Raw genomic sequence first — 22,917 nt, 5'->3', positions numbered from 1 at the left:
CAGGCGCTTATTAACGGCTACAAAGCGCGTCTGCGTGATTTAGAAAACAATATCTGGCAGCACTAAACTGCCACTGACTCTAAGGCGGGCTTCAACCCGCCTTTTCTTTATGCAAAATCATTCCTGCTTCTTCATTTCTCCCGGTTTCGTTGTGATGAGCTGATAGACATCACTATCCTTGGGTTCCAGATTGGAGAATGGTATCATGCTGTTGCCCATCTTGATAATGCCGTGTCCCTCGCTGGCGTTGCGCAGAAATTCGAGCTGTGGGTTGGATAGCCCGTACAGGCGTTGCGTTTTCGTAAAAAAGCGTTATAATTGAATCAGTTAAATCAAAGGAGGTATCAAATCATGAAATCACATAAATACTGGTCCTTCGGCGCACTTTTCTGTATGTTGGGATGCATTTATTCTGGAATCAAAAAATCTATGACTGTGCATAAATACTTTGCCTATTCTTCATTGCTTTGTATGGGCATGTCCATTTATTCCGGTCACAAACTGGTTTCTCCAAAGAAGAAAAAAATAACTAAACCAAATAATAGCGAGAATAGTTAAACAAAAAATTGCCTTTATTCATAAAAGACAAAGTTGCTGGAGAATTTTTTCTCCAGCAACTTTCTTTATCTTTAAGCCATTGAAATACAATACTGTCCAATCAGCTTCATCCAACTATTATATTTCAATCACAAAGATGCGCAGCTTCGAATACTTTTAACTTTTTTAGAAGAAATTTGAAAAATTCTGCGAAAATTTCCGGGAACGTGTTCTCTTATACTATAGGAGGGTTAAAAGCCTCCGAAAAAGAGAATAGCGTCCTCTGTTTGTACCGCATTGGGGAAGCAGCGCCACGACCGGAAATTCGCGAGCGTGCCAAGGTGCGAGAAAACATACTGCACTGGCCGTAAGGCCATTGTAGGGCACAGCGCCGGGAAAGGTTGCCTGTTTGGAATTGCAGAGGGAGAAAAACGCACAGCTATAACGACAGATCGTGCCGTGGAAAGATTTCTTCTCTTTCCACGGTATTTTTGTATCGTTATAGAATGACGTTTACCCAAATTTCAAACAGACAGAGGTGTTTTATATGGGATATTCGCGTAAAGATGTTGAGAAATCAAAGATGAATGCTAAGAAGTTTGTCCGGTATCAAGAAGGAGCTGAAAAATACAGTCTTGGCCTGACAAAATTTCAAGAACTCGCCAAGGAAGCTAAAGCTGTTTACAAAATTGACAAGGTTGCTTTGGTAAACTGTGAGATTTTTGAACGCTATCTAGAATCCTTTCATATTCTGTAATCAAAGCCATAAATTGTACATTGCTAAATTCGGAATGGCAAATTCTGAACTTGACTTTCTGCTTCACAATAAGTATACTGTTGTTGTGGAGGGATGAGAACTGCTATGGCAAAGATGGGACGACCAAAATCCGATAATGCAAAAAAGAAATCCGTAAATGTTCGGGTGGAGGATGCCCTATACGAGCGTATCCGTTCTTATGCTGCACAACATCAAATGAGTATGACAGAAGTTGTTTTGCTGGGGCTGAATATGATTTTATCAGATCCAGAATAAGTATCATGCCCTTCTTCTTTCGAGAAGGAGAATTGATATGGCAACGACAAGAAAAGACTTGCGGGGACGTACCCTGCGCAAAGGCGAAATGCAGCGCAGCTCCGATAAACGGTATGCGTATTCCTATAAAGATCCTCTGGGGCGGCGCAAATACATCTACGCAAATGACCTTGTAACCCTTCGGGAAAAGGAAACTCAACTCACTAAAGATCAGTTAGATGGTTTGGACATTTACGTTGCAGGCAAGGCAACGGTCAACTTTGTTTTTGACCGCTATATGAGTCTGAAAACGAATCTGCGCCAGACTACCCGGAGCAACTACCTTTATATGTATGATCGCTTTGTCCGGGACACGTTTGGTAAGAAGAAAATTGCCGTGATTCGGTATTCGGACGTATTGCAGTTTTACAATTATTTACTGGACAAGCAAGACTTGCAGGTGAATACATTGGAGAGCGTTCATACACTTCTTCATCCCACTTTTCAGTTGGCGGTTCGAGACGAAATTATTCGGAAGAACCCCACCGATGGTGTGCTGACAGAGATAAAGAAAAGCTCCGAACAGACCACCGGTGTACGCCATGCTCTGACGATTCCACAGCAGCGGGCGTTCATGGAACATATCGCCAATCACCCGGTCTACTGCCACTGGTGGCCGCTGTTTACGGTGCTGCTGGGAACGGGCTGTCGCATCGGTGAAGCATTGGGCTTGCGCTGGGATAATCTGGATTATGAGCGGCGTACTATCAACATCAATCATAGCCTAGTTTATTACCCGGTAGGAGAGAACCGCAGTTCTATTCAGCATATCTCAAAGCCTAAAACGAATGCTGGCATTCGGACAATTCCGATGCTTGATGCCGTGAAAGATGCCTTTGAAATGCTGCGAGAAGAGCAGAAAGAGTCTGGCTGGAACGATGTTGAAATTGACGGAATGACAGGATTTGTCTTTTGTAGCCGTTTCGGCAATGTCCCCAATCCGCAATCTGTAAATCGTGCTATCAAGCGAATCATTGCAGATTACAATGCGGGCGAAGAAGTGGCATCAAAGAAACAGCACCGTAATGCGGTTTTGCTTCCAGACTTTTCTGCACACAATTTGCGTCACACATTCTGTACAAGGCTTTGCGAAAAAGAGGCCAACCTGAAGGTTATCCAATCGGTTATGGGGCATAAAGACATCCAGACTACGATGGACATTTATGCCGAAGCAACCGAACAGAAAAAACAAGAATCGTTTGAACGATTGGCTGCAACACTGGATGTTTTTTAATCAGCGAAGAAGGGCTCTTACTGAGTATTTCTTCTGACAGCAAAATTCTTCCAAGGACAGCAAATTAACATCAAATACACGAAAGTAATGGTGAATCACGAAGGATCACGAATATTTGGGAATCACATAAAACAGTGATAGTAAAGCATCACGAAGTGTTGTGAATCAGTTCCGAATAAAGTCCCCACGATGAAGCCCATTGACCAGTAAATTGTCAATTTGAGCACAAAAAAGTCTGAAATTTCTTGATGATACGAGAAATTTCAGGCTTTTTCTTTTGGTGGGTTTCTAACTGAAATCATGCCATACGCCAATCTTACGCCAAACGATGTATAAACTTATGCAAGAGAAAAAGAGCGTTGTTCTCGTTTGGCATAAAATAAGAGCTGACGGGGGTAGATGTAGGTTTACGGTCTCTTGTAGTAAGAACAGGCTTTAATTTTTAATAACGGTTACACCGTTTTCAGATGACTTAGAAAGAGTTTTACGCACTCTGCAAAATTCTTTCTAAAGCGTTTCTATATGTTATGTCCTGCTCCTTCGTTCGTTTGGATGCCCCTTTGGGGTGCTTTCCGGCACGGAGGAGCTTTTTGTTTTTGTGGCGGCGGAACAGCAGGCCGTCTATATTTTCGGGCGTATACTCTAAGCCGTTTTGGTTCAGCACGAGGGCGCGGCGTGCCAGACACATACTTGCCAGTCCGTAGTCCTGCGTGATTACAAGGTCACCGGGATGTACGCGGTTTACTAGCGCAAAATCTACGCTGTCGGGCCCTTTGTCAAAGGTCAATGTCTGTGCGCCGTCACGCTGGACTTGGTGGGCGGTATCGCATAGGATCAGTACGGGTACTTTGTACTTTCCGGCTGTCTGCACAGTCAAATCCACCACCGGGCAGCCATCGGCATCAATCAGAATCGTCACTTTATTGTTTTCCTTCCATAACCCAAACAAATGCCCTTGCCGTCCGCAAGTCTGCATCTTTGAAGTGGCCGCCTGCATTCCATTCCAGCGCGTTGTCTGTGCTGCGCCGGGTCAGGGCGGTGTGCAGGGCGCGGATGTTGTCGCCCACTGCCGCCATCGGCTGGTTTTTGGTATGTTCCTCGCGGTCACCAAGGCTGAGATAAACACGCTGCGCTTGGATAGGGTGCGCCGCTTCGTATTCTGGCCAACCGGGAAACCACGCGGACGGCGAAGCCGCCGCCACGCCATACAGCGCGTTCGTTTGTGTTGCCGCCCACAGAGCAAATAGTCCAGCCAGTGAGTAGCCGCCCAAAACAACCTTGCAGTCTTCCTTTATAGAATACTGCCGGCAGATGCTCGGCACAGCCTGCGCCAGCCATGCAAGCGTATCCCCTGCCCTGCCGCCAAAGCCCTGCTTACCCCATACGGGCGGTGCAGGCCAAGGCGACAAATCGTCGTTCCAATTCTCGGCTTGGACAGCGGCCAGCAAAAATGGTTGTGTGGTTTGCCGATGTATGGCTTCAACTTCTCGTTCCATCCCTGCAAGGTCATGTTCATCCACCATTTGTAGCAGCAGGTATTCGGCGCTGGCAGTGCCGTAGATGCGGCAGGTTCTGTTTTGTATCTGCAATAATTGGTTATCCATAAAAATGACGATTCCTTTCCTTCGTATTATAATGCCTGCACACCAAAGAATCAAGATTGCGCCGGATGCACTGCCTTGAAAGTTTTTTGCTGCACTTGCATTACATCTGCACAACATCCGCGCAGTGATTGTATATACGTGTATAATCCCGCGTGTTACAATTAGTATGTTCAAAATAGGGTTCAGCCAAAAAGGTTGGACATTTTCACCCAGAGTCGTACCTGACTTTTTTCAGGCGCGGCTCTTTTTGTTTTGGGCAATTTCTGATTTGGGAGGTTTTGCAGATGACCGTAATACGTCCGCCTTGACGCAATGATTACGCAATAAGAAGTTTAATACGCAGTAGGGCGTATTGATTGCGTATTAGCGGCCTGTGGCTATGCTGTTGGCAGTGCTTAATACGTCTTTATGCGTCACTTATGCGCAATAAGGATGGTGATTGTATTGAAAAACCGCGCAGCGATTTATCAGCGGGAAGCCGTTGAAATGCTGCATAACATTTCGCTGTACCCCGATCTGACCGAAGAACAGCTTTGCCGATTCTTCCCCGAAAAGGAAGCGACAGCAAAAACTTTGCTTGCCCATATGCTGAAAGAAGGACGCATCTTCTGTTCCGAAAATGGTCGCTACTACGCAAATCAAGAAGCACAAAACGGCGCAGATAAAGACTTATCCCGCTGCATCTGGGTTCTACTCGATTTTATAGATCAAGTGGAATATCACACTGTTGGAGAATTTCCGGCAGCTATCCTCTGTTTTGCAAATGGAGAACTGTATGAGATCGTGCCTATCCCGCAGGGCAAGGAGACTATGATTTGCCAGCTTCTGCGACAGCCACAAAAAGATGCAGGCAAACGCATTGTGGTGGTCGATGATGCTGCCCAGATTGAGTTGCTGGACATTCCGCAGGCGGCCGGATTCTGCACGGTAGCCGAAGACGGCACCGTCAGCTACTACAAAAAGGAGGCCGAGCTTGAATCCTGACGTACTTTTGAATCGTATCCGCTTGGAGCAGCGCGGACTCACCGACATTCACAAAAAGCTGTACGAAATGGAGCATCTGCTGCCTGTGCCCGACCCGATGCAGTTTGCCAAAACTGCGGAGAGTGCGGCGCTCCTCAGTGAGAAAAGCACGGCACATCTGCGCAATATGTTCTTTTCCGTGTCAAACGAGCCGCCGATCTATTACTATCCCAAGGCAGCCGAGGTATGATTTGCTTGCCTGCCGATTCATTGTTCCCATCGGCGCGGCATGGCCGCTGCGGGTGCTGTCGTTCTTGAAACTGACGTTTTTGGAGGGCATCTCATGGAAAATCACTCGCCGCCTGTTCCATGTAGATGCCCGCAGTTCCTGCGAGAAAAAGGTCATTCGCCTTGCCCGGCAGACTCCCCTCTCCTGTGCGGAAATTATTAAGAGTATTGAGATGGACATCCGTCGCCTGAAGGACGGCTACGATGTGCTGGATAAGCTGTACGATGACAACGACCTGAACTGCGATAACTTCGCTCAGGCTGTTCGGGAGTACCGTTGCAGTCGCGAGGTCATCACGGCGGTGGCAAACCTTTACCTGCGGCAGCAAATTATGCTTGATACTTACTGATACGATAACTACCAAAATGAAAGCGGAAGATCCCCGCTGTCTTAAATGAGAATCTTCCGCTTTTTATTCATGTTATTGCTGTGGGACTTTTTCCATCAGATCATCTATACTGCAATGCAGGACACGTGCCAAGCGCAGCAAGGTTTCCCCTTGCGCCTTGTTAATGTCTTTCTGGCGCTGCTCATATTGCTGGATGGTTCGCACTGGGATTTCTGCCTGCCGTGCCAGCTCCGACTGGCTCATTTCGGCCAGTGTGCGCAGGCTCTTTAGGTTTGTTTCCGGCTTTGCTGCACGGTACAGTTCGTTCATCTTATCAGCAAACTGGCGAACGTCCATTTCATGGTAGGGCGTATACAGCATTCGCACCTTGGAAATCGGCACAGCCTGCTCAATTTCAGAGAAGCGCAGCCCGGTATCCCACTGGTAATATGCGATAGCCCAGCCCGTCCAGTATTCGGGACTGCGGTCATACGCATAGGATGCCTTGCGTGTAGGTATCGGCTCCCCTGCCTGTTCCAGTACCCTGCGGGCAAGTTCCACACCGGAAGTGCCTGCCAAAATAGTGCTATCACCGAGTTCAAAGCGATGGGAAATCTCGCTCATTAAAAACCAGTTCCATACTGTTTCCAGCGGATACTGTAAATCATTGACCATATAGTCCAGCATACGCGCAAGACATTTTTGTGCAGCGGTAAGATAATTTTTATCGTAAGCGTGGATCACCGGGTTTCATCTCCTCGTCAAGGATCGTTGTAATATAAAGGTCTCCCCTTTGGCGGCGGTTCCGCTCTACATCAAAGTATTGGCGGCGGGCGGTCTGGTCACGGAACGCTTTCTTCTTATACCATTCTTTGGCGTCTGCTGTATCATAGCCCATAAATTTCAGCTGCTCAAAGGCTTTTCGGCTTTTCAGTACAAATTGCTGACCCAGTTTGCCAAGGCGCATAGCGTTACACAACTGGCGATACGAGATTGCACCGTTGATAAAGTCAGAGGCAAAGGAAAAGTAGCTGTTATCGGCACGATAGCCGATAATGACATCTGCCGTTTTGTAGTCCAGATGAAAATTCTGTAAGAGATAATCCTTAGCTTCCGCCGCCAGCGGTGTGGACGCATCAAACTCACGGTTTTCAAGCAGAATTGTCAGCCAGTGCAGCATTGTATATTCCGAGGCATTCAAATCAAGAATCGTCAAACCGTCACATTCGATTTGATATTCGTTTGCATAACCGTTGTGGTCAATACTTACGCCCCACTCTTTCGCCATGTTCGGGTTTTCGGTGCAGTAGAAGCCAACGCCATAGTCATTGTAGGGCTTTCCATAGCCATATTGGGGCTTTTCAATAATGTGATCCGAGCCGTGATAAATCGTCTTTTTCATCAGACCACCTCCTCATTGCAATTATACTCCTGCGGGAGTATAATTGCAAGCGCATTGTTATCATCGTGCAGGAGCCCATACAAAATCCACCGTTGACAACCACAAGATATAGTATTATAATAATCTTATAGATGATTTTTATGCTATATAAGCATACGCTGTTGTTTTTGTAATCGGTGCCGGTAGTAGATGGCATTGCGCCGAATTGGGCGCGGTGTCTCCCCCGCCGGCACTTTTTATATAGATATTTCCTGCCACTGGCAGAAAGGAGTGAACCAAGAATCCATCCGCATCCCGCATGGCCGCCGAACAGTGGCCGCACCTTGGGCTGCATCAAGTGTTCAGAACGGACACCTGATGCAGCCCTTTTTGTTTTTGTGAAAGGACGGTAATCAACAATGAAATCTGACCATGCCATCCGGAATGGCACAAGCACCTTCGTGGGCATCATTGTAGCCATCGCCGCGTTCGTGCGCGGCGCGCTGCTGCTGCCACTGTTGATTGTTGCCTGCTCCGTCTGGGGGCTGTATGTGCTGCGCCATCTGCGGGGCAGCCTCCCAGCAGTTCACCAAAAGAAAGCAAAGGCACCCCGCCGCACCAAGTTCGTGGTGCCGGACATTGAGGACGGACCTCTCAGCGACATTCTGCTGCTCCATGTGAACCAGCGCATCACCGCTGCACTCCGCACGGCTGGCAGCAACATCACATGGGAATGGGCTGCCAAAGATTCGCTTGCCTTCGTCAAAGATGGCGGGCGCTGCCTAATCCGTGTTCACGGATTGGACGGCTTTGAGAGTGCCGAGGTCGTTTTGGACAAGCAGGCACATCTGCGGTGCGAGTTGATCAGCACTGTACCGCTGCACCCAAACTCCACAACAGCCTCACCCGAAAAGCCGCGCATCCCCTCCGAGACTCCCCCCCTGCCCGACCCGCGCATCTGGTATGAGACCGAGGGGCGTGCAACGCTGGAGAGCATTGTAGCTGACCTCAGTTCTCGCGGGCATCACTCGATGACCGTGCAGGAGGACGGTCACATCCGACTTGCGGACGGCAGCACATCGGTGCTCCCGGAGTTGCACGGTTTCCCACCTGTTGGATGCTGGGAAAAGCTGAAACAGGTCTTTGCAGGAGATGGGCTGGCCGCTGAGGAAACTTCCGGCAAGCTGGTTTTCTCATGGTGAGGAGGTTTCGCGTATGAAATCCGGTGTAACCCTACAGCAGATGCTGACCGAAGTGAAAAGGCAGAGCGAGTCCAAAGAGGATTATCTTGTAGCTCCCAATCGGTTGCGAATGGAATCCTACGGAAAAGAAATGTTTTTGCTCCTATCAGATAATAGCGGCACCGAGCTGATTGAGCCTATGACGATTAACAGCATTGTTCATCGGCAGATCGGCACGCACCTGCGCATCCCCGCCGCCTACTATGACCGTATGCGGGAAGAACGCCCCGATTTGCTGGCCTACAACGCCAACACATGGTTCAAGCAAGAAAGCAGCCAACGTATGCTGCGCACTCTGGATGGCTCCGCCCGCGCATACCTGAGTAATCGCTATCGCCGCATCGACAATATCGACATTGCCGGTGTGACGTTGCCGATTCTCGGCGGGCTGCCCGATGTCCGTTTTGAAAGTTGCCAAATCACCGAAAGCCGTATGTACATCAAGGCAGTGAATCCTCGCTTGCAGGCGGAGGTATCCCCCGGCGACATTGTGCAGGCCGGGGTCATTATCAGCAACAGCGAGGTCGGACTTGGCTCCGTCAACATCCAGCCATTGATCTATCGGCTGGTATGCAGCAACGGTATGGTCGTGAATGAAGCCGCCGCCCGTCGTAACCATGTAGGGCGCGTCACCGACAGCGAGGAAAATTTCAGTGTCTACTCGCAAGCAACCTTGGACGCCGAGGACAAAGCCTTTGTCATGAAAATTCAGGACACCGTGCGCGCTGCGGTCGAAGAAGCACGGTTTTCACAGGTTGTCAGCAAGATGCAGGAAGCCAAGACTGCCCAGATGAACACCCATGATATACCCGCAGTTGTCAAACTTGCCAGTAAAGAGTTTCATATCACTGACAACGAGAGCACCGGCGTATTGCAGCGGCTGATCGAATCCAATGATTTGACGCTGTACGGTTTATCCAACGCCGTGACCCGTCACAGTCAGGATGTGGAGAGTTATGACCGCGCCAGTGAACTGGAAAGCATCGGTTACAGTACCTCGTCAGCTTTCCCGATGATGACGGCAAGGCCGAGCAGCGGATGGCCGAGTATACGAAGCGGCTTGTCGATCTTGAAAACAACATCTGGAATCGGTAATTTGTGACCCGCCGGGGAAAATTCAATACAATTAAAGGAATAGCCCCTTCTGCTGAGATTGCATCAGCGGAGGGGGCTGTTATTATGATTTATCGGTATTTCTAACCTCTTATATGCTCTTCTTCATCTTGTCGACATTTTGCGCCAATCTGCCGCATCAAGGACAATGTCGGTAATGAACGTAGCAATATTCAAGAAGAATGCCAGTATAATAGAGGATATCGCAAACTGCCAATATTGGCTTTCCAGAGCGATGGCATTTTGACAGGTGCAGTGAGTCCCCGTCCTAGTAAGCAACAAATTGTACCTGATCATATTTTTTTGTCATTCTGCAAAGTTCAGCGGCGTAAAGTCTGTACTGCCTGCCAGCAGGTTGTCCAGCGCTATGACGCCGTAGACGTCCCAGTTCATCGGCTGGGTGTAGGTCGTGCCGTCCTTGTCCACATCGTGTACCGTGCCGGTTTTGGTGTCGTAGGCGGCCAGCACGCGGCCCTGCTGAGCGTCCAGGATGCGGATATTCCGCACGTCCTTGCCAGGCACATAGCGCTGCTGGGTCAGCTCGGTTTTCACGCCGTCGCGGCAGAAATACTGGCGGGTCGTGTTTTCGCCCGTGCCGTTGCCGTCTTCATCGCGGCCGCACTCGTCCACCCACACCAGCCAGCCGTCGGCAAAGCCGGACAGGGAGTAGTAGCACTCCCACCCGTCGCGGGTGGTGGGAAAGCCGTCGGCCACAGGGGTCAGGGTATCCACCGCCGCGTCCACAAAGCCGACTTCCCCGCTCTGGTAGTTGCAGTTTGCCAGGCCGCCACGGCTGCCCTCGGTCAGAATGTGGTAGTCATTGCGGTAGCTGATTAGATTGCGCTTTTCCATGCCGTCGCCCTGCACCAGCACATTGCCCGTATCGCGCTCATAGCGCTGGCGCGGCGTGATGCTGCCGTCAGTTAGGTTCACGGCGCAAACCTGCATGGCCTTCGTCAGTGCGTCGTTCGTCTGTACCATCTTGGCAAAGGTCATCTGCCGGCCACTGACTTCCAATAGCATGTACATTTCGGGGCAGTACTCCCCTGTTCCGTCTGCCAGGTCGTCCCATGTGTAGATTCTTTGCATCTGGCCGCCTGCTGTATCCACAGCCCACAGCGTCTGATGGCGGTTATCCTCGTCCAGCAGGCTGTAATAGAGGTTCACATCGTCCACAGCCACGCCGCGGCCCACGACGGACTGGCCCGGCTCAATGGTTGCCAGCACGGTGCGCTGGGTGTGGTCGGCGCTGATGCGCTCCCAGCGGTAATAGCTGGTCTCGTCGTTATAATAGAACAAAAGCAGGTAGACTTCGTCCCCGTCGCCGTAGCAGAGCGTCACGTTGCCGTCGCTCCACGCGGGGCAGGCTGCGCTGTCATGGGCACAGCCGGGCAGGCTGCAGACAGGGCGCGCATCGCCGGTCTGTTCGTCGATGGCATAGATCAGCGCACGGCCCATCGTGTCGGTGTAGTTGATTTCCCAGTCGTTGAACGCCTGATAATACACGCCATCGGCAGCAGCAGTCAGCAGCCGCAGGGCATCGCTGCCGATGCTCTGCGGCTGCTCGGCGGGGGCTGCTGCGGCTTCCGTGGCCGCAGTCGGTGTCGGCGTGCTGTCCGCTGCGGCCTGTCCGCAGGCTGTCAGGGTCAGCGCCAGCGCGGCAGTGATGGCAAGGTACTTTTTCATGATGTTTCCTCCCCGTATTGTGTGTTCAGTGCTGCAAAGGTCTGCGGCGTCATGCTGGCGGCGGAAAGCGTCACGCTGTACCCGCTGGCGTTCGCCACGGCGTAGACCTGCGCGGTCTCACTGTAGCCTGCCGCGCCGAAGTCCCGCACGGCTGTGCCCCAGTCCGGGTACTGCCAGTCGGTAAACTCGTCCAACCCAAGCAGGGCGCAATATTGCGCCACAGCGTCATCGGCCAGCGTATCGCCCTGCCCCAAATCATTCTGGTAGTTAAAATACAGCGGTGCATTGTCACTGGAAAGAATCAGCTGGATATACACATGCTCGGTATCGGTGTCTGTGTACATTTCTTCCGGGCGGCGCACCAGCTGCGCCAGCCCGCAGGGCGCGGTGTACAGCTCCCAGCTGCCGTAGTCCAAGCGGCAGACCGAGAGCGCGGCGGCATAGCTGTCATCGCGCAGCAGTCCGGCCTCATGCAGGGTGCCCAGCGTCCGGCGGGCACGGGCCAGCGCACTGCCGTCCATCGTGCCTGCCGTCCAGCCGCCGTCCCACACGCTGTTGCTGCCGAGCGGCACCTTCGTCACATGCTCGGCGGCGTAGAGGGTGCAGGCTGTGGCGTTGGCCCGCCCAGCTGCCGAAAAGCGCTCCCCGTCCGTTCGGGTGTGGGGCGCGGCCAGCAGTGTGCGGTCCCACAGGGCGAACACCACCAGCGGCAGCGCCAGACTGCACAGCACCACAGCGGCGCAACGCAGGAAGGGGCGCAGCGTATCAGCTTTGCGTGTCATTGTCAGCCTCCCTTTCGCTCAGCAGTACCTCCGGCACGGCGATAGTCACGGTCGTACCGACATGCTCGGTACTGGTGATTTCCAGCTTTGCCCCGTGCGCCCCGGCAATACGGGCACAGAGCGCCAGCCCGATGCCGCTGCCGCCTGCAGCCCGGCTGCGGGACTTGTCCACCATGTAAAATGCCTCGGTCACGCGGGGCAGGTCGGCGGCGGGTATGCCGCAGCCCGTGTCGGTAACAGTGAAAACCGCCTGCCCGTCGCGGCGCTCACACCGCAGGGTGATGGCCGCGCCCTCGATGCCCTGACAGGCGCGCTGGGCGTTGAGGGTCAGGTTGCGCAGCATATCCACCCACAGGCTGCGGTCTACCCGCACCACGCACCCCGCGCTGATGACCCGCGGCACAGGCGTGCTGCCCTGCGGCAGGCTGCGCACGGTCTGCAGCAAAAGCCCGGCATCCTGACAGAGCACCAGCTCCAGCGCCCCGGCCTGATCCAGCCCCATCAGAGCCAGCAGACTGCGGCTCAGGTTTTCCAGCCGCTGGGTCTCGTGGTAAATGTAGCCCGCTGCCTCCCGCTGGGTCTCGGCGTCATCGGGCCGGGCACGCATCAGGTCGGCATAGCCGAGCATCGCGGTCATCGGGGTCTTGACCTCATGCGTAAACGCCGCAATAAAGTCCTGCTGGCTCTGCGTAGTCCTTGATAATTCGCTGATTTTTTCTTCCACCGCTGCCGCCATCGCATCAAAGCTGCGGCTCAGCGCGCCGATTTCATCATCGGTCTTAACTTGCGTGCGCTGGGTGTACTCCCCATCGGCAATTTTCTCACTGGCCGTCTGCAGCGCAGTCAGCGGGCGGGTCACGCGGCGGCTGAACAGCACTGCCGCACCGCCGCCCAATACCAGCAGCGCCGCCGAGGCCGCCAGCCACACCCGCAGTTGGGCGTCACGGGTGGCGAACACCGCGCTCACATCGTAGGCGCAGAGCATATCGGCCCGCACGCCGGGCAGATCCAGCGGCTGGGTCAGCAGCAGATACCACCGCCCGGCCGCCCGGGTCAGCTGCCAGGCGTTTTCGCCGTCCGTCAGGGCCTGCTTCAGCGCGGTGCGCGGCAGAGCCGCAGGCAGGCCGGAGTAAAGCGCATATGCACCGTCCAGCCAGAGTGCCATGCTGCTGCCCGCATCGGCTGTCTGCTCGGCATACTGCTGGGCAGCGGACGCCAAAATGTAATTTTCAAACTGCGCGCTGTCCGTGGCTTGAAAGATGATGCGTTCCAGCGCGTACTTTTCCTTTTTCTGCTGGGCCTGCAGGGCCGTGCGGGTGCTGGCCAGACTGCCGGAAAAGCTCTGTCCGGTCAGCAGCAGCCCTGCCGCGCCCAGCGCGCAGGACAGCAGCGCAATGCAGCCCAGAGATAGCTTGGTTGCAAATTTCATTGCTGTTTCCTCATACCAGATCGCGGCCCTGCAGCGTCACCTGCACCCAATCCTGGCTGCCCGCCAGATAGTCTGCTGCCGAAATGATTCCATACTCCCCGCGGCAGGTGGTAAAGCTGTAGGGTGCGCCGTCCGTGCCGATGTCATTTGTCGTGTAGTAGATCTCGCCGTATTTCACAAGCAGCATCGTATCGCTGGCCGCCACAATAAACGGGCTGCGCTCCACCGCCTGATCCTTGAGCCATGTGGTCGGCAGCGGGGTGTAGACGCCGGTCTCAGGGTTCAGCAGCCCCTCGCTGTCATTGCGCACCGTTACAGGTATCCAGCCGCCCAGCCTTGCGCCTTCTACGACACCGTATAATATCTGTGTTCCCTGCAGGTCAAGCTGTCGAGTCTGGGCTGTGCCCGCAGTCAGGTCGAATTTTGTCACCAGCCCGGATTCGTTCAGCACATAGGCTGCACCGTTGTGGACAAGCTGGACATTGCCCGCATCACCGCCCCATGTCATGTCGGTGTCGGTCATGCTGCCCGCCGTATCCAGCAGACAAAGGTTTTTCGTCTGCTCTTTCTGCGCCTCTTCGTCGGCGGCCAGCCATGCGCGCAGCTCCTCATCCGTGGCGGCCGCTCCGGCCGGGTTCAAGGGCTGCTGCAGATAGCCTCCACTGTGCTGCAAAACGATTTTGTCCTGCCAGCAGCCTACGGCGAAATAGTCCTCGCCGTCCGGTATGCTGCGGGTAAAGAGGCACGCCGCACCGCCCTCATCCAGACGCAATACGGAATATTTGTCATATCCGCGTACAAATGTATACAGTGCTGTGCCATCCGTGTACCAGATATAGGCACTGGTCAAATCGGGCAGGTCATCACCCTCGGCCACACGGCGGCGGTCACTGCCATCCAGATTGCTCACATCCAGATAGGCGCTGTCACTTTCATTGTAGCGGCCATCCACAAGCCAATAGAGCCGGTCGCCCACGGGCAGCAGCATGGCTTGCGGCACGCAGCCGTTACGGATGGCCGTCATGTAGGCCGGGCAGCTTTCATCCGCATGGCTGCAGCCGGGCTTTTTGCAGAGAATACGCTGCTCACCCGTGGAAAAATCAATCGTTGTTGCATAGTATTGTCCGGCATCGTCAATGTTCATCGCGCTATAGACGGCATCTTGGCCCACCGCCGTGCCCCATGTCGTGTAAACGGGCGTAAGCGTGCCCTGCATGGCGGGTGTTTCTGTGGTGGGCTCTACAGTCTGCACGGGCGCGGCGGCTGTCTCGGTGGTCGCGCCTGCAGGCACATCCTGCGGCGCGGCCGTGCAGGCCGCCAGTGCCAGCGCCAGCAGACAGGCGGTCAGCCTTGCGGTGTGTTTCATCGTAGTTATCCCCCTTTGTTTGTTGTACCCCCAGCATAGCGCAGGATTGTTTCCGGCTGGTTGCAGCTTCGTCACGGGCGGGTTACATTTTATTCCTTTTCCAGCATATACCCGATCTGCCGCACGCTGTGCAGGCGGTCGCCAAGGTTCAGCTTGCGGCGCAGGCGGGCAATGTGGGTGTCAAGCGTGCGGGTGTCACAGTCCGTGCCGTCATCGCCCCAGACGGTTTCGTACAGATAATCCCGGTACAGCGCCCGGCCGCGGTTGCGCAAAAACAAAAGCAGCAGGTCATATTCCTTGCGGGTCAGGTGTATTTCCTCCTCACCGCGCAGCACACGGCAGGCCGCAGCATCCACCGTATACTCCCACATCGTGTAGACGGCGGTGCTGCGCCCGGCGCGCCGCAGCACGCTTTCCACCCGGGCCACAAGCTCGGTAGGGGCAAACGGCTTGACGATGTAATCATCCGCGCCGCTGTTCAGCCCGCGCACCCGCTCGGCCACAGCGTCCTTTGCTGTGATGAAGATGCAGGGCGTGCCCGTGGGCCGCAGGTACGCCAACAAATCGTACCCGTCCAGATGGGGCATCATCACATCGAGCAACACGAGATCATAGCGGTTCTTTTCCAGCAGATCCGCCGCCGCGCGGCTGTCGGTCACGGCCTGGCAGCGGTAGCCAGCCTCCGTCAGGATGCGCCGCACCAGCATAGCAATGGCGGCTTCATCGTCCACAATCAAAATCGGATTCATTCAACAATCCCCCTTTATAATCTCTATTGTACAACAGAATGTTACATTTCGGTGAACTTTTAGCCAAAATTTACAAACCCATTTTTGCAAGCTACTTTGTCACGTCACACGTGAGCACAAAGTAATAGCCCCTTCTGCTGAAATCACATCAGCGGAAGGGGCTGTCCTTTTAACCTATGTGGTTTTCTTCATTTTTCCAACATTTTACGCCGATCTGCCACATCAATGACAAGCCCGGTAATAAAGGCGGCAATATCCAAGAAGAACGCCAATACAAGAGAAAATGCTGCCAGCTGCCAATATGGGCTTCCCAGATAAATCAGTGCCTGATCAACAGGGTTATGCTCTGAAATATAGAGGCGCTGTGCATCGTCCAACTTATCAAGGGCATCTGCACGGTCATACTCCTGCCCGCTGTCACTGACAGGCAGACCACTGATTGTTGCCTTCAGACGCTCAATTTTCTCTGTCCATAGAGGCTCCCAGTTTTCCGTATCCTGTGCAGTGTCTGCCGTCATGCTGTCAATCTGGTTTTGCAGCGCGTCATCTGATGATTTCAGGACTGCGTAATCCTGCACCTTGCGGATAAAACTGTCCATATCATTCAATAATGTCTGAAAATCTGCATCCGATCCACTGTCCTGTGCGGCTTGCAGCTGTTCAAACACAGTGCGTGCCTGCTGTTCAATAGCTTCCGTATCCACATCCGTCTGGAGCAGCGCACTTTGGATACTACGCAGCGCCTGACCTGTCTGCACGGAGGCTGCATTTCCGGCAATTCCCAGCACACCTGCGTATCGTTGCAAGATTCCCTGCGCCTGCTGATAATCCTGTAAGTCCTGTTGTTGCTGATTTACCGTATCCTGCAAGTTACTCAATCGGGATGCCGCACTGTTATAGGCACTCTGCAAAGCGTTAGTATTACTTCCATACGGCGCATTTCGCAACGCACTTGCTGCGCTGGTTTGCGCATCTGCTGCTGCCGTCAAGGCGTCCTGCGTCTGGCTTATCTGCTGCGTCAGCTGTCCGATGCGAGTTTCCACCTGTTTGGTAAGTTGTGTCAGGGCTGCGGCAGCCTGTTCGCGCACGCCGGAGGATGTTCCCTCCTGCGTGGCGGTCTGCATCGCTTGGATTGCCGAAGCAATTTCATTTTTTGCCGCAAAGTCCGCATTATCGGCGTAGCTTGCCTTGTCCGCTGTCAGATCCAAGCCGGAAGGATTCTGTGTTGTTTCGGTATCGGCGGTCTTGCTGGCAGTGTACAGAGCCGCCACCTCGTCGCCCAGCGTTTCCCGCAGGGCGTCGCTGCTGATTTGTACAAATTCATCCGCTTTGTACAGTTCATTTCGGTACACCGACTGAACCAACAGGCGGCTTTCGGTCTGCCAGCTTTTTTCATAGACCGTGCCAACGATAAAAACATAGCTGAACCACGAGGAGCAGAACAAGACCACGCCGCTGAGCGCCAGCACGCAGATTTTCCCGCGCAGACTATGTATCCAGCGCCAGAAGGTCGGCAGGTAAAAGTTCAGTCCCAGCAGGATGCTTTGTATGGCAAACGAGGCAAGATTTGCCTGCCACGCCTGTGAAAACACATAGTCCCGCATACCCTGTGCGGTACTCCACCAGGAAACGATTGCCAACAATACTGTGGCAAGGCGCAGCAGCATCAAAATTATTTCCTGCGAGTTTGTGGCTTTTGGTTTTAGCTGTCCCCCTACTTTTTGTAGGCGATTCCAAACATTGTTTTCGCTTGCTCCTGTTTCTTGCTCAACCGTTGGCTGCAACACTGCCTGTATCAACAGCGAAATTCCTTGAACAACTGCTACCAGTACCCACATACCGCAGAGACTGTTCATAAAGATTCCCGTATCGCTCAAAGGAGTGGGAATTCCAGCTACGCAGGTATTGAACACAAATGCCATCAGTGTAATAAAACCTGCCGCGGCGATCGCCACGGATTTTTCTGTGCTTTTTTCCCCACGCAAAAGCCCCACATAGCTGAAGAAATTCAGTACCAACAGCAAAATGTTCACCGTGACCACGCCGGATGGATTGGAAGAAGCCATCTGCTGGCACAGCAAAACCACCGCCGCAGTCAATGGCGGTAAAAGAAAAGATTGTCGTTTCCAGAAGCCGCCTTTATCCGATTTGTTCTCCATCATTATGACCCTCTCGCGTTCTGATTATTTCCTGTACACTTTATATAATTAGCATACCATAGCTTTCTGCATTTGCACAACGGGTCGCCATAAATTTTACATCCGCTTTGCATGATTGGCAAGATACTGCACCGAACTCTAACCAAGTTATATATTTGCACCACTTCACAAAAGGTCCTCTTTCACAGCGAAGAGGACCTTTTGTTTACTTACATCCCAGTATTTCCAACGCCCTTGATAAGGGCATCACTTTTTGGCATTTGGCCTTTTGGGAATCGTATCTTGCTTTCTTACCATCCGGCATCACTGCTATGGCGTTTTCTGTCAGGACAGCAGCTTTCAATTTAGGAACATAGCGGTGTACATTTCCCCGCCGGTCAATCTTGGCATAAGGCATGATGAGTTCTACTGTTTCCAGCTTGATTTTTGCTTCTTTCGGCAGCGGCGAAAGCCATTTGTAGGTTTCACACTCAGAAGCAGTATCCCACATAGAATACTGGTTGGCTCGCTCGCTGAAGAAACCGTCCCGCTGTTCCCTATATTCAACTTGTCAGCGAGGCTGGAGCGATTTACCGATTTGACGGTACCGTTCTCATTGACCGTGAAATCTTCGATGGATACTTTGAGCGTTTTCACGAACCAGCCAAAAAGATACACAAGGAGGCCGACGAGGAATGAGTGGCAATGTATGGATGTTCTCGGATGAGCTTGATGACGAGGACAATGAATTTATTAAGCATGAGTTTGTCACCCACAATATGGCAACGGATTACTACGAACTTAGCATTAAGCCTGTACGGGAACCATTTTTGGCTGCTGTACGATGGCGACAGACTCATTTCTTTCGTGGACGGGTTTGTGACCGATGACGCGGACTTAACCGATGAGATGTACGAGAACGCCGCCATGCACAACGAAAGCGGTGCGTGGCAGATGATTTTCGGCGTGAATACACTGCCCGCATACCGCCAGCATGGGTATGCAGGCAAGCTGCTTCAAAAGGCCATAGCCGACGCGAAGGAACAGGGTCGCAAAGGTCTTGTCCTGACCTGCAAGAACCGACTTGTCCACTACTATGCCAAATTCGGATTCGAGGATGAGGGCGTGACCGACAAGTCCACGCACGGCAATGTTTCGTGGCATCAGATGCGGTTGACATTTTGATGCGAAAAGCATGCTTTTCGCAATTTACATTTTCGATTGTCTTTTTACTGCTATAACAGAAATGAGCCCCCGGATTTCTCCGAGGGCTCTTGCTTTTTGTATGTATTAGTTTCGTTTGTGAACTGCTTTGCGTTCAATTTGTGAGCGGTCAGGAAAAATCATATCCTTCTATTCCCATACAAGCATACACCATATTTTTCGTCCAATGAGGGTCGTTTTCATTTATAAGGTAAACGATTTTTCCAAAAAAAGTCTATAGCTATTCGCATACCCTTTTGCTTCGTCTTCTTTAAACACATCGGTTTCACCATCGTCGCCACAATATATTCCGATGTATCCCTTTCCATTATTGTAAACTGTCCATTGAACAGCACCCTTCTTATTTATGATTGCAAAGAAGGAAGATTTACCGGTAGCAGACTCAAGTTCCTCTTCCAAAATCGGCACTTCCGAAAGGCGAACTATTTCAGCATAGCGTTCTTTTAGTGAGTTATCTAATTGTCCAAGGCCACTTCCACAATTACCGTCTTTTGACGCAATCGTCAGGTTTTTTCCAATATCCTTTTGCTCTTGAAACGAATTATTGAGACCGTATATTGTAGACATCTCCGTCTGCACAGCCTGCGTCAACGCTCGCGTCTCTGCCACAACCTGACGCTTTCTGGCCTTGTCAATGTACCCGGTAAGTGCCGGAATCAGCAGTGCTGCAAGAATAGCCAGAATTACCAATACAACAATAAGTTCAACCAGCGTAAACCCGCGTTTCGAATTTTTCTTTGCCATAGAATCGATATCCTTTCGGCGCATTTGATGTATTATAACATATCTTTGCAAAAAAGTCTATTCTTCTTTTTGAGGTTGTAAATACAAAACAGCCTCTGCGGGGAGTAGCCGACATTAGTAAACATCATACTCCTATAGAGGCTGTTTCGCCTTTTAATCGCTCGAAATTAAAGGACTACGCTTGATTACGGCTTTTTGATTCGCATAAAACCACATCCGGCATCAAAGGGCATCCGCCCATACAGGACAATCTCTTATCACAATCGGGACAACTATTGCGCAGATGACCTCTGAATTCTTCAAATAGCAAACTATTCCATAGGGTCGCAGCAGAAGTTGGGGTTAGCGGGGATACGGTTCGCAGATTTATTCGTTTGAACGCACTCATTCCCGAACTTCAGAAAAAGGTCGATTCCAATGACCTCAAATTCAACTCCGCCGTTGACCTTTCCTATCTGTCCGAATCCGAACAGAAAAATTTCCTCAACTATATAGAATCCCAATCCTGCTCTCCCTCGTTATGCTTGTGCTGACGGTACTGCTTGCCGTGAAATCCAAGGGCGAGGCATAAGCCCAGCCACGCTGTAATTCTATACCCGAGTTGAAGGCATTGGTGGCGTCATCCACTCCCCCCCAGCCCAGTTGCAAATTTGCCGCTGATTTCTGCGGGAATATCCCTTTTTACAAAATAAACCGCCGACAGCATAGCTGATTGCTGTCGGCGGTATTTTTACTGTAAAAAGGGGACTGGTTTACTGCTCCTTGGCGGCGTTGCGAGCCTTATAGGCTATAGCCAGCTCGCGGATAACAATCACCATCAGCGCAAGCACAAGGAAAATGGCAGCCATCTGGCCGATGGAACTGACGGCAGATTCATCGTTAGCGACCGCAATGCCATCGCTGGCGGGGAAAATAACACTGATGGTGGCATAGCTTGTGGAAGCGTTCAGTGCGCTGATGCCTGCATCGACAATGTCATTACAAATTTCCTGCGCTACCAGAGAATCCTCATCCGTCACCGTGACGCGAACCGTCTGAGTACCGTCCGGAGCATCAACGCTCAGGCTTTCCTGCAGAGACTTCATTTTGTCAGCGACGGTTTCGCTCTCGTCTGCATACTGCTCGGCAACTGGGGCAATTACAGCATCGCTCAACATAATCTGGGAAAGCGAGTTGGCAAGCATATTGATGCGAGGCGATTCATCGACATTGTCACCGATAGATACCTCATCATGATTCAAATCGACAAAAAGCAGTGCGGAGGAGGAATATTCTTCTTTTACAGATTTGTGTTTGCAGAAGCCCACAATGCAACCGACAACCAGAAAAACCAACAGAAGTGCAATATAGCGCTTGAGAATAGAAAGGCCCTTCAGGCAGAGGCTGATCATATCATAGATGTCCATCTCGTCATCGTCGTCATCCTCATAACGGACGTAGACGTAATCGCGTTTATTTGTATCCTCCGTAAGGGAGAGAGAGGAATGCTGTTCCTGCGACATATTTGAAACTCCTTTTCTCATAATAATATCCCATTATATCATATTTTGGCCGAAGATTAAAGATTTTTTTACGCGGACGGATGAAATTTTACATATTTACCATGGAAAAGTAGGTGAAATGCTGTAATTTGTTTGCATTGGACTATCCAAGCTACTGCAGCCCCCACCATTCAACCAGCAGAATGGCGAGAAAAACTAGGTTGGACAGGGTGAACAGCTTGAAATAGCGGCCTTTTTCCTCCGGCAGCTCACGTGCAATCTGGCGGTAGGAAATCAGGCTGGCCATGGACGCAATCAACGTGCCCAGGCCGCCGAGGTTCGTGCCGATGATGAGGGCGCTGGTTTTATCTGTGAACCCAGACAGCAGCAGCGCGGCGGGAACGTTGCTCGTGACCTGTGAGGCCAGAACAGCCACCGGAACCTCCCGCCCGGTGAGGATGGCCTGCAGCCAATCTGAAAAGGCCTGGACGCGCCCCAGATTGCCAATGAAGATGAAAAAGGCCACAAAAGTCAGCAACAGGGAGTAATCCACACATCGGAGCGTGGAACGGTCTGCAAAAAGGGTGCAGAGCAGCACAGCGGCAAAGGCAACGCCGTAGGGGAGTACCCGGATGACCGCCAGCAGGCAGACTACAAACAGTGCCGCGTCCAGAAGGACGATTTTGCGGTCTGCGGCGGCGTCCGGCTGCTGCAGATGCGCACAGCTGCAGGCGGACGCCCGCCCGCGGCAGAGCGCGCCCGCCCAGAGAACCAAAAGCAGCAGCGAAACCACCGTGTAGGGAAGCATGAGTGAGATGAACGCAGCTATGTTCATTCCACTCTTGCCGTACAGGTAAAGATTCTGCGGGTTACCGATGGGCGTGAGCATACTGCCAAGGTTCGCGGCGATGGTTTGCATACATACCACAGGAACCGTAAGCGCCCGGCGGGCGTCCGGCGCAAGGCCGCTGAGCACCACGAAGGTGAAGGGCACAAAGGTCAGCAGGGAAACGTCATTGGTGATGACCATGCTCCCGAAAAAGCACAGCCCGACCAGCACCAGTACCAGCTGCAGGGTGCCGCCGGTCTGTGCCAGCAGCGTGCGGCCCAGCCGGTCAAAAACGCCCTGCCGCCGCAGCCCTGCCATAACGGTCATAAGCGAGAACAGAATGGCAAGGGTGCGCAGGTCAATGTAGCCGATATAAGCCGCATCTGGCGGTACAAAAAACATCGAGAGCACCGCCAGAACCGCAGCAACACAGAGAACGATCTCCTGCTTAACAAATTGCTTGATCTTCATAATATCCGCTTTCTTTCAAATAGGTGGGGGTGGTTTTAGTATGCTGGATGATACAAGGTGATGGGAAATGACAAGATTTGAAATGCGCTTTCGGGTGAGAATATGGATTTTTGTGCCATACATGTTCACCTTCTAAATGCAAGATTGCTATATAATGACTATACGTCGTGATATTGAAATTGTTAAAATATATAAAAGAGTATCATGCTTTCTGCTTTTAAAATATGAACCACAATGGCAAATCGGGTGCTTTTTA

General features: G+C 52.1%; 27 protein-coding genes. 13 read left to right on the top strand and 14 right to left on the bottom strand.

The features are described 5' to 3' along the window. Positions 1–351: 351 nt before the first annotated feature. The 4 genes from NE623_RS11495 (at position 352) to NE623_RS11480 (ending at position 2,843) form a co-directional block, all read left to right on the top strand. The gene (locus tag NE623_RS11495; protein WP_256272668.1) at positions 352–558 is read left to right on the top strand and encodes a DUF6219 family protein; all 207 of its coding nucleotides are present in this window, start codon (positions 352–354) and stop codon (positions 556–558) included. A 526-nt stretch (positions 559–1,084) separates the two neighbouring features. After that, positions 1,085–1,294 carry a DUF6462 family protein gene (locus NE623_RS11490; protein WP_178665028.1) on the top strand — a complete coding sequence of 70 codons (210 nt, stop codon included), beginning with the start codon at positions 1,085–1,087 and terminating at the stop codon, positions 1,292–1,294. Between the two features lie 105 nt (positions 1,295–1,399). Continuing rightward, entirely contained in the window at positions 1,400–1,570 is a 171-nt protein-coding gene (locus tag NE623_RS11485; RefSeq protein ID WP_178665029.1) for a hypothetical protein, read from the top strand. Between the two features lie 37 nt (positions 1,571–1,607). After that, entirely contained in the window at positions 1,608–2,843 is a 1,236-nt protein-coding gene (locus tag NE623_RS11480; RefSeq protein WP_256272667.1) for a tyrosine-type recombinase/integrase, read from the top strand. A gap of 484 nt (positions 2,844–3,327) precedes the next feature. Here the strand turns inward: NE623_RS11480 and NE623_RS11475 are convergent, their stop codons facing one another. Both NE623_RS11475 and NE623_RS11470 read right to left on the bottom strand, forming a co-directional pair. Continuing rightward, on the bottom strand, positions 3,328–3,762 hold the full coding sequence (locus tag NE623_RS11475; RefSeq protein WP_256272666.1) for a YaiI/YqxD family protein: 435 nt from the start codon (positions 3,760–3,762) through the stop codon (positions 3,328–3,330). Between the two features lies 1 nt (position 3,763). Continuing rightward, the gene (locus NE623_RS11470; RefSeq protein WP_256272665.1) at positions 3,764–4,447 is read right to left on the bottom strand and encodes an alpha/beta hydrolase-fold protein; all 684 of its coding nucleotides are present in this window, start codon (positions 4,445–4,447) and stop codon (positions 3,764–3,766) included. Between the two features lie 444 nt (positions 4,448–4,891). On the opposite strand from NE623_RS11470, the gene NE623_RS11465 reads away from it, so the two are divergent. The 3 genes from NE623_RS11465 to NE623_RS11455 are packed head-to-tail and all read left to right on the top strand — an operon-like array spanning position 4,892 to position 6,048. Further along, positions 4,892–5,431, top strand: coding sequence for a DUF5697 family protein (locus NE623_RS11465; protein WP_256272664.1), 540 nt, complete (start codon positions 4,892–4,894; stop codon positions 5,429–5,431). Beyond that, positions 5,421–5,660 (top strand): hypothetical protein, encoded by a 240-nt coding sequence (locus tag NE623_RS11460; RefSeq protein ID WP_256272663.1) that lies wholly within the window; start codon positions 5,421–5,423, stop codon positions 5,658–5,660. Before NE623_RS11465 ends, NE623_RS11460 begins: the two co-directional genes overlap by 11 nt. A gap of 1 nt (position 5,661) precedes the next feature. Continuing rightward, positions 5,662–6,048 (top strand): hypothetical protein, encoded by a 387-nt coding sequence (locus tag NE623_RS11455; RefSeq protein WP_256272662.1) that lies wholly within the window; start codon positions 5,662–5,664, stop codon positions 6,046–6,048. 72 nt (positions 6,049–6,120) lie between these two features. Here the strand turns inward: NE623_RS11455 and NE623_RS11450 are convergent, their stop codons facing one another. Together NE623_RS11450 and NE623_RS11445 are read right to left on the bottom strand one after the other, a co-directional pair. After that, positions 6,121–6,771 carry a helix-turn-helix domain-containing protein gene (locus NE623_RS11450; RefSeq protein WP_256272661.1) on the bottom strand — a complete coding sequence of 217 codons (651 nt, stop codon included), beginning with the start codon at positions 6,769–6,771 and terminating at the stop codon, positions 6,121–6,123. Then, the gene (locus tag NE623_RS11445; protein WP_256272660.1) at positions 6,752–7,429 is read right to left on the bottom strand and encodes a DUF3990 domain-containing protein; all 678 of its coding nucleotides are present in this window, start codon (positions 7,427–7,429) and stop codon (positions 6,752–6,754) included. The genes NE623_RS11450 and NE623_RS11445 overlap by 20 nt, the downstream gene beginning before the upstream one ends. A gap of 398 nt (positions 7,430–7,827) precedes the next feature. Here NE623_RS11445 and NE623_RS11440 point away from each other — a divergent pair, with 398 nt between their 5' ends. Together NE623_RS11440 and NE623_RS11435 are read left to right on the top strand one after the other, a co-directional pair. After that, positions 7,828–8,610 carry a hypothetical protein gene (locus tag NE623_RS11440; RefSeq protein WP_256272659.1) on the top strand — a complete coding sequence of 261 codons (783 nt, stop codon included), beginning with the start codon at positions 7,828–7,830 and terminating at the stop codon, positions 8,608–8,610. Between the two features lie 13 nt (positions 8,611–8,623). Beyond that, positions 8,624–9,751, top strand: coding sequence for a DUF932 domain-containing protein (locus tag NE623_RS11435; protein ID WP_256272658.1), 1,128 nt, complete (start codon positions 8,624–8,626; stop codon positions 9,749–9,751). 317 nt (positions 9,752–10,068) lie between these two features. Here NE623_RS11435 and NE623_RS11430 read toward each other — a convergent pair whose 3' ends face one another. The 7 genes from NE623_RS11430 to NE623_RS11400 form a co-directional block, all read right to left on the bottom strand. Continuing rightward, the gene (locus tag NE623_RS11430; protein ID WP_256272657.1) at positions 10,069–11,448 is read right to left on the bottom strand and encodes a hypothetical protein; all 1,380 of its coding nucleotides are present in this window, start codon (positions 11,446–11,448) and stop codon (positions 10,069–10,071) included. Then, complete coding sequence (locus tag NE623_RS11425; protein WP_256272656.1) at positions 11,445–12,230, bottom strand: hypothetical protein; 786 nt, start codon at positions 12,228–12,230, stop codon at positions 11,445–11,447. Before NE623_RS11425 ends, NE623_RS11430 begins: the two co-directional genes overlap by 4 nt. Continuing rightward, positions 12,214–13,659, bottom strand: coding sequence for a sensor histidine kinase (locus NE623_RS11420; protein ID WP_256272655.1), 1,446 nt, complete (start codon positions 13,657–13,659; stop codon positions 12,214–12,216). The genes NE623_RS11425 and NE623_RS11420 overlap by 17 nt, the downstream gene beginning before the upstream one ends. A 10-nt stretch (positions 13,660–13,669) precedes the next feature. Continuing rightward, complete coding sequence (locus tag NE623_RS11415) at positions 13,670–15,025, bottom strand: hypothetical protein (protein WP_256272654.1); 1,356 nt, start codon at positions 15,023–15,025, stop codon at positions 13,670–13,672. A gap of 89 nt (positions 15,026–15,114) precedes the next feature. Beyond that, positions 15,115–15,774 (bottom strand): response regulator transcription factor, encoded by a 660-nt coding sequence (locus NE623_RS11410; RefSeq protein ID WP_256272653.1) that lies wholly within the window; start codon positions 15,772–15,774, stop codon positions 15,115–15,117. 188 nt (positions 15,775–15,962) lie between these two features. Next, positions 15,963–17,936: a hypothetical protein gene (locus NE623_RS11405; RefSeq protein ID WP_256272652.1), complete on the bottom strand. Its 1,974-nt coding sequence runs from the start codon at positions 17,934–17,936 to the stop codon at positions 15,963–15,965. Between the two features lie 202 nt (positions 17,937–18,138). Further along, the gene (locus NE623_RS11400; RefSeq protein WP_256272651.1) at positions 18,139–18,423 is read right to left on the bottom strand and encodes a hypothetical protein; all 285 of its coding nucleotides are present in this window, start codon (positions 18,421–18,423) and stop codon (positions 18,139–18,141) included. A 50-nt stretch (positions 18,424–18,473) separates the two neighbouring features. Between NE623_RS11400 and NE623_RS11395 the strand changes: the two genes are divergently transcribed. Genes NE623_RS11395 through NE623_RS11385 form a run of 3 tightly spaced genes read left to right on the top strand, consistent with a single transcriptional unit; the run spans position 18,474 to position 19,097 of the window. After that, the gene (locus NE623_RS11395; RefSeq protein WP_370866738.1) at positions 18,474–18,611 is read left to right on the top strand and encodes a DUF6462 family protein; all 138 of its coding nucleotides are present in this window, start codon (positions 18,474–18,476) and stop codon (positions 18,609–18,611) included. After that, complete coding sequence (locus tag NE623_RS11390; RefSeq protein WP_256272650.1) at positions 18,608–18,802, top strand: hypothetical protein; 195 nt, start codon at positions 18,608–18,610, stop codon at positions 18,800–18,802. The genes NE623_RS11395 and NE623_RS11390 overlap by 4 nt, the downstream gene beginning before the upstream one ends. After that, complete coding sequence (locus tag NE623_RS11385) at positions 18,780–19,097, top strand: GNAT family N-acetyltransferase (protein ID WP_370866737.1); 318 nt, start codon at positions 18,780–18,782, stop codon at positions 19,095–19,097. The genes NE623_RS11390 and NE623_RS11385 overlap by 23 nt, the downstream gene beginning before the upstream one ends. A 222-nt stretch (positions 19,098–19,319) precedes the next feature. Here the strand turns inward: NE623_RS11385 and NE623_RS11380 are convergent, their stop codons facing one another. Further along, on the bottom strand, positions 19,320–19,880 hold the full coding sequence (locus tag NE623_RS11380; protein ID WP_256272649.1) for a prepilin-type N-terminal cleavage/methylation domain-containing protein: 561 nt from the start codon (positions 19,878–19,880) through the stop codon (positions 19,320–19,322). 290 nt (positions 19,881–20,170) lie between these two features. Here NE623_RS11380 and NE623_RS15010 point away from each other — a divergent pair, with 290 nt between their 5' ends. Continuing rightward, complete coding sequence (locus tag NE623_RS15010) at positions 20,171–20,413, top strand: hypothetical protein (protein ID WP_442490240.1); 243 nt, start codon at positions 20,171–20,173, stop codon at positions 20,411–20,413. 219 nt (positions 20,414–20,632) lie between these two features. Here NE623_RS15010 and NE623_RS11375 read toward each other — a convergent pair whose 3' ends face one another. Next, positions 20,633–21,382 (bottom strand): hypothetical protein, encoded by a 750-nt coding sequence (locus tag NE623_RS11375; protein ID WP_256272647.1) that lies wholly within the window; start codon positions 21,380–21,382, stop codon positions 20,633–20,635. 151 nt (positions 21,383–21,533) lie between these two features. Then, positions 21,534–22,661 (bottom strand): SLC13 family permease, encoded by a 1,128-nt coding sequence (locus NE623_RS11370; protein WP_256272646.1) that lies wholly within the window; start codon positions 22,659–22,661, stop codon positions 21,534–21,536. Positions 22,662–22,917: the final 256 nt, after the last annotated feature.

It is taken from the genome of Gemmiger formicilis, assembly GCF_024462815.1.
Taxonomy (GTDB): Bacteria; Bacillota; Clostridia; order Oscillospirales; family Ruminococcaceae; genus Gemmiger.
Note: the sequence above shows the minus strand (reverse complement) of the source record. Positions and strands in the feature narration are given on the sequence as shown.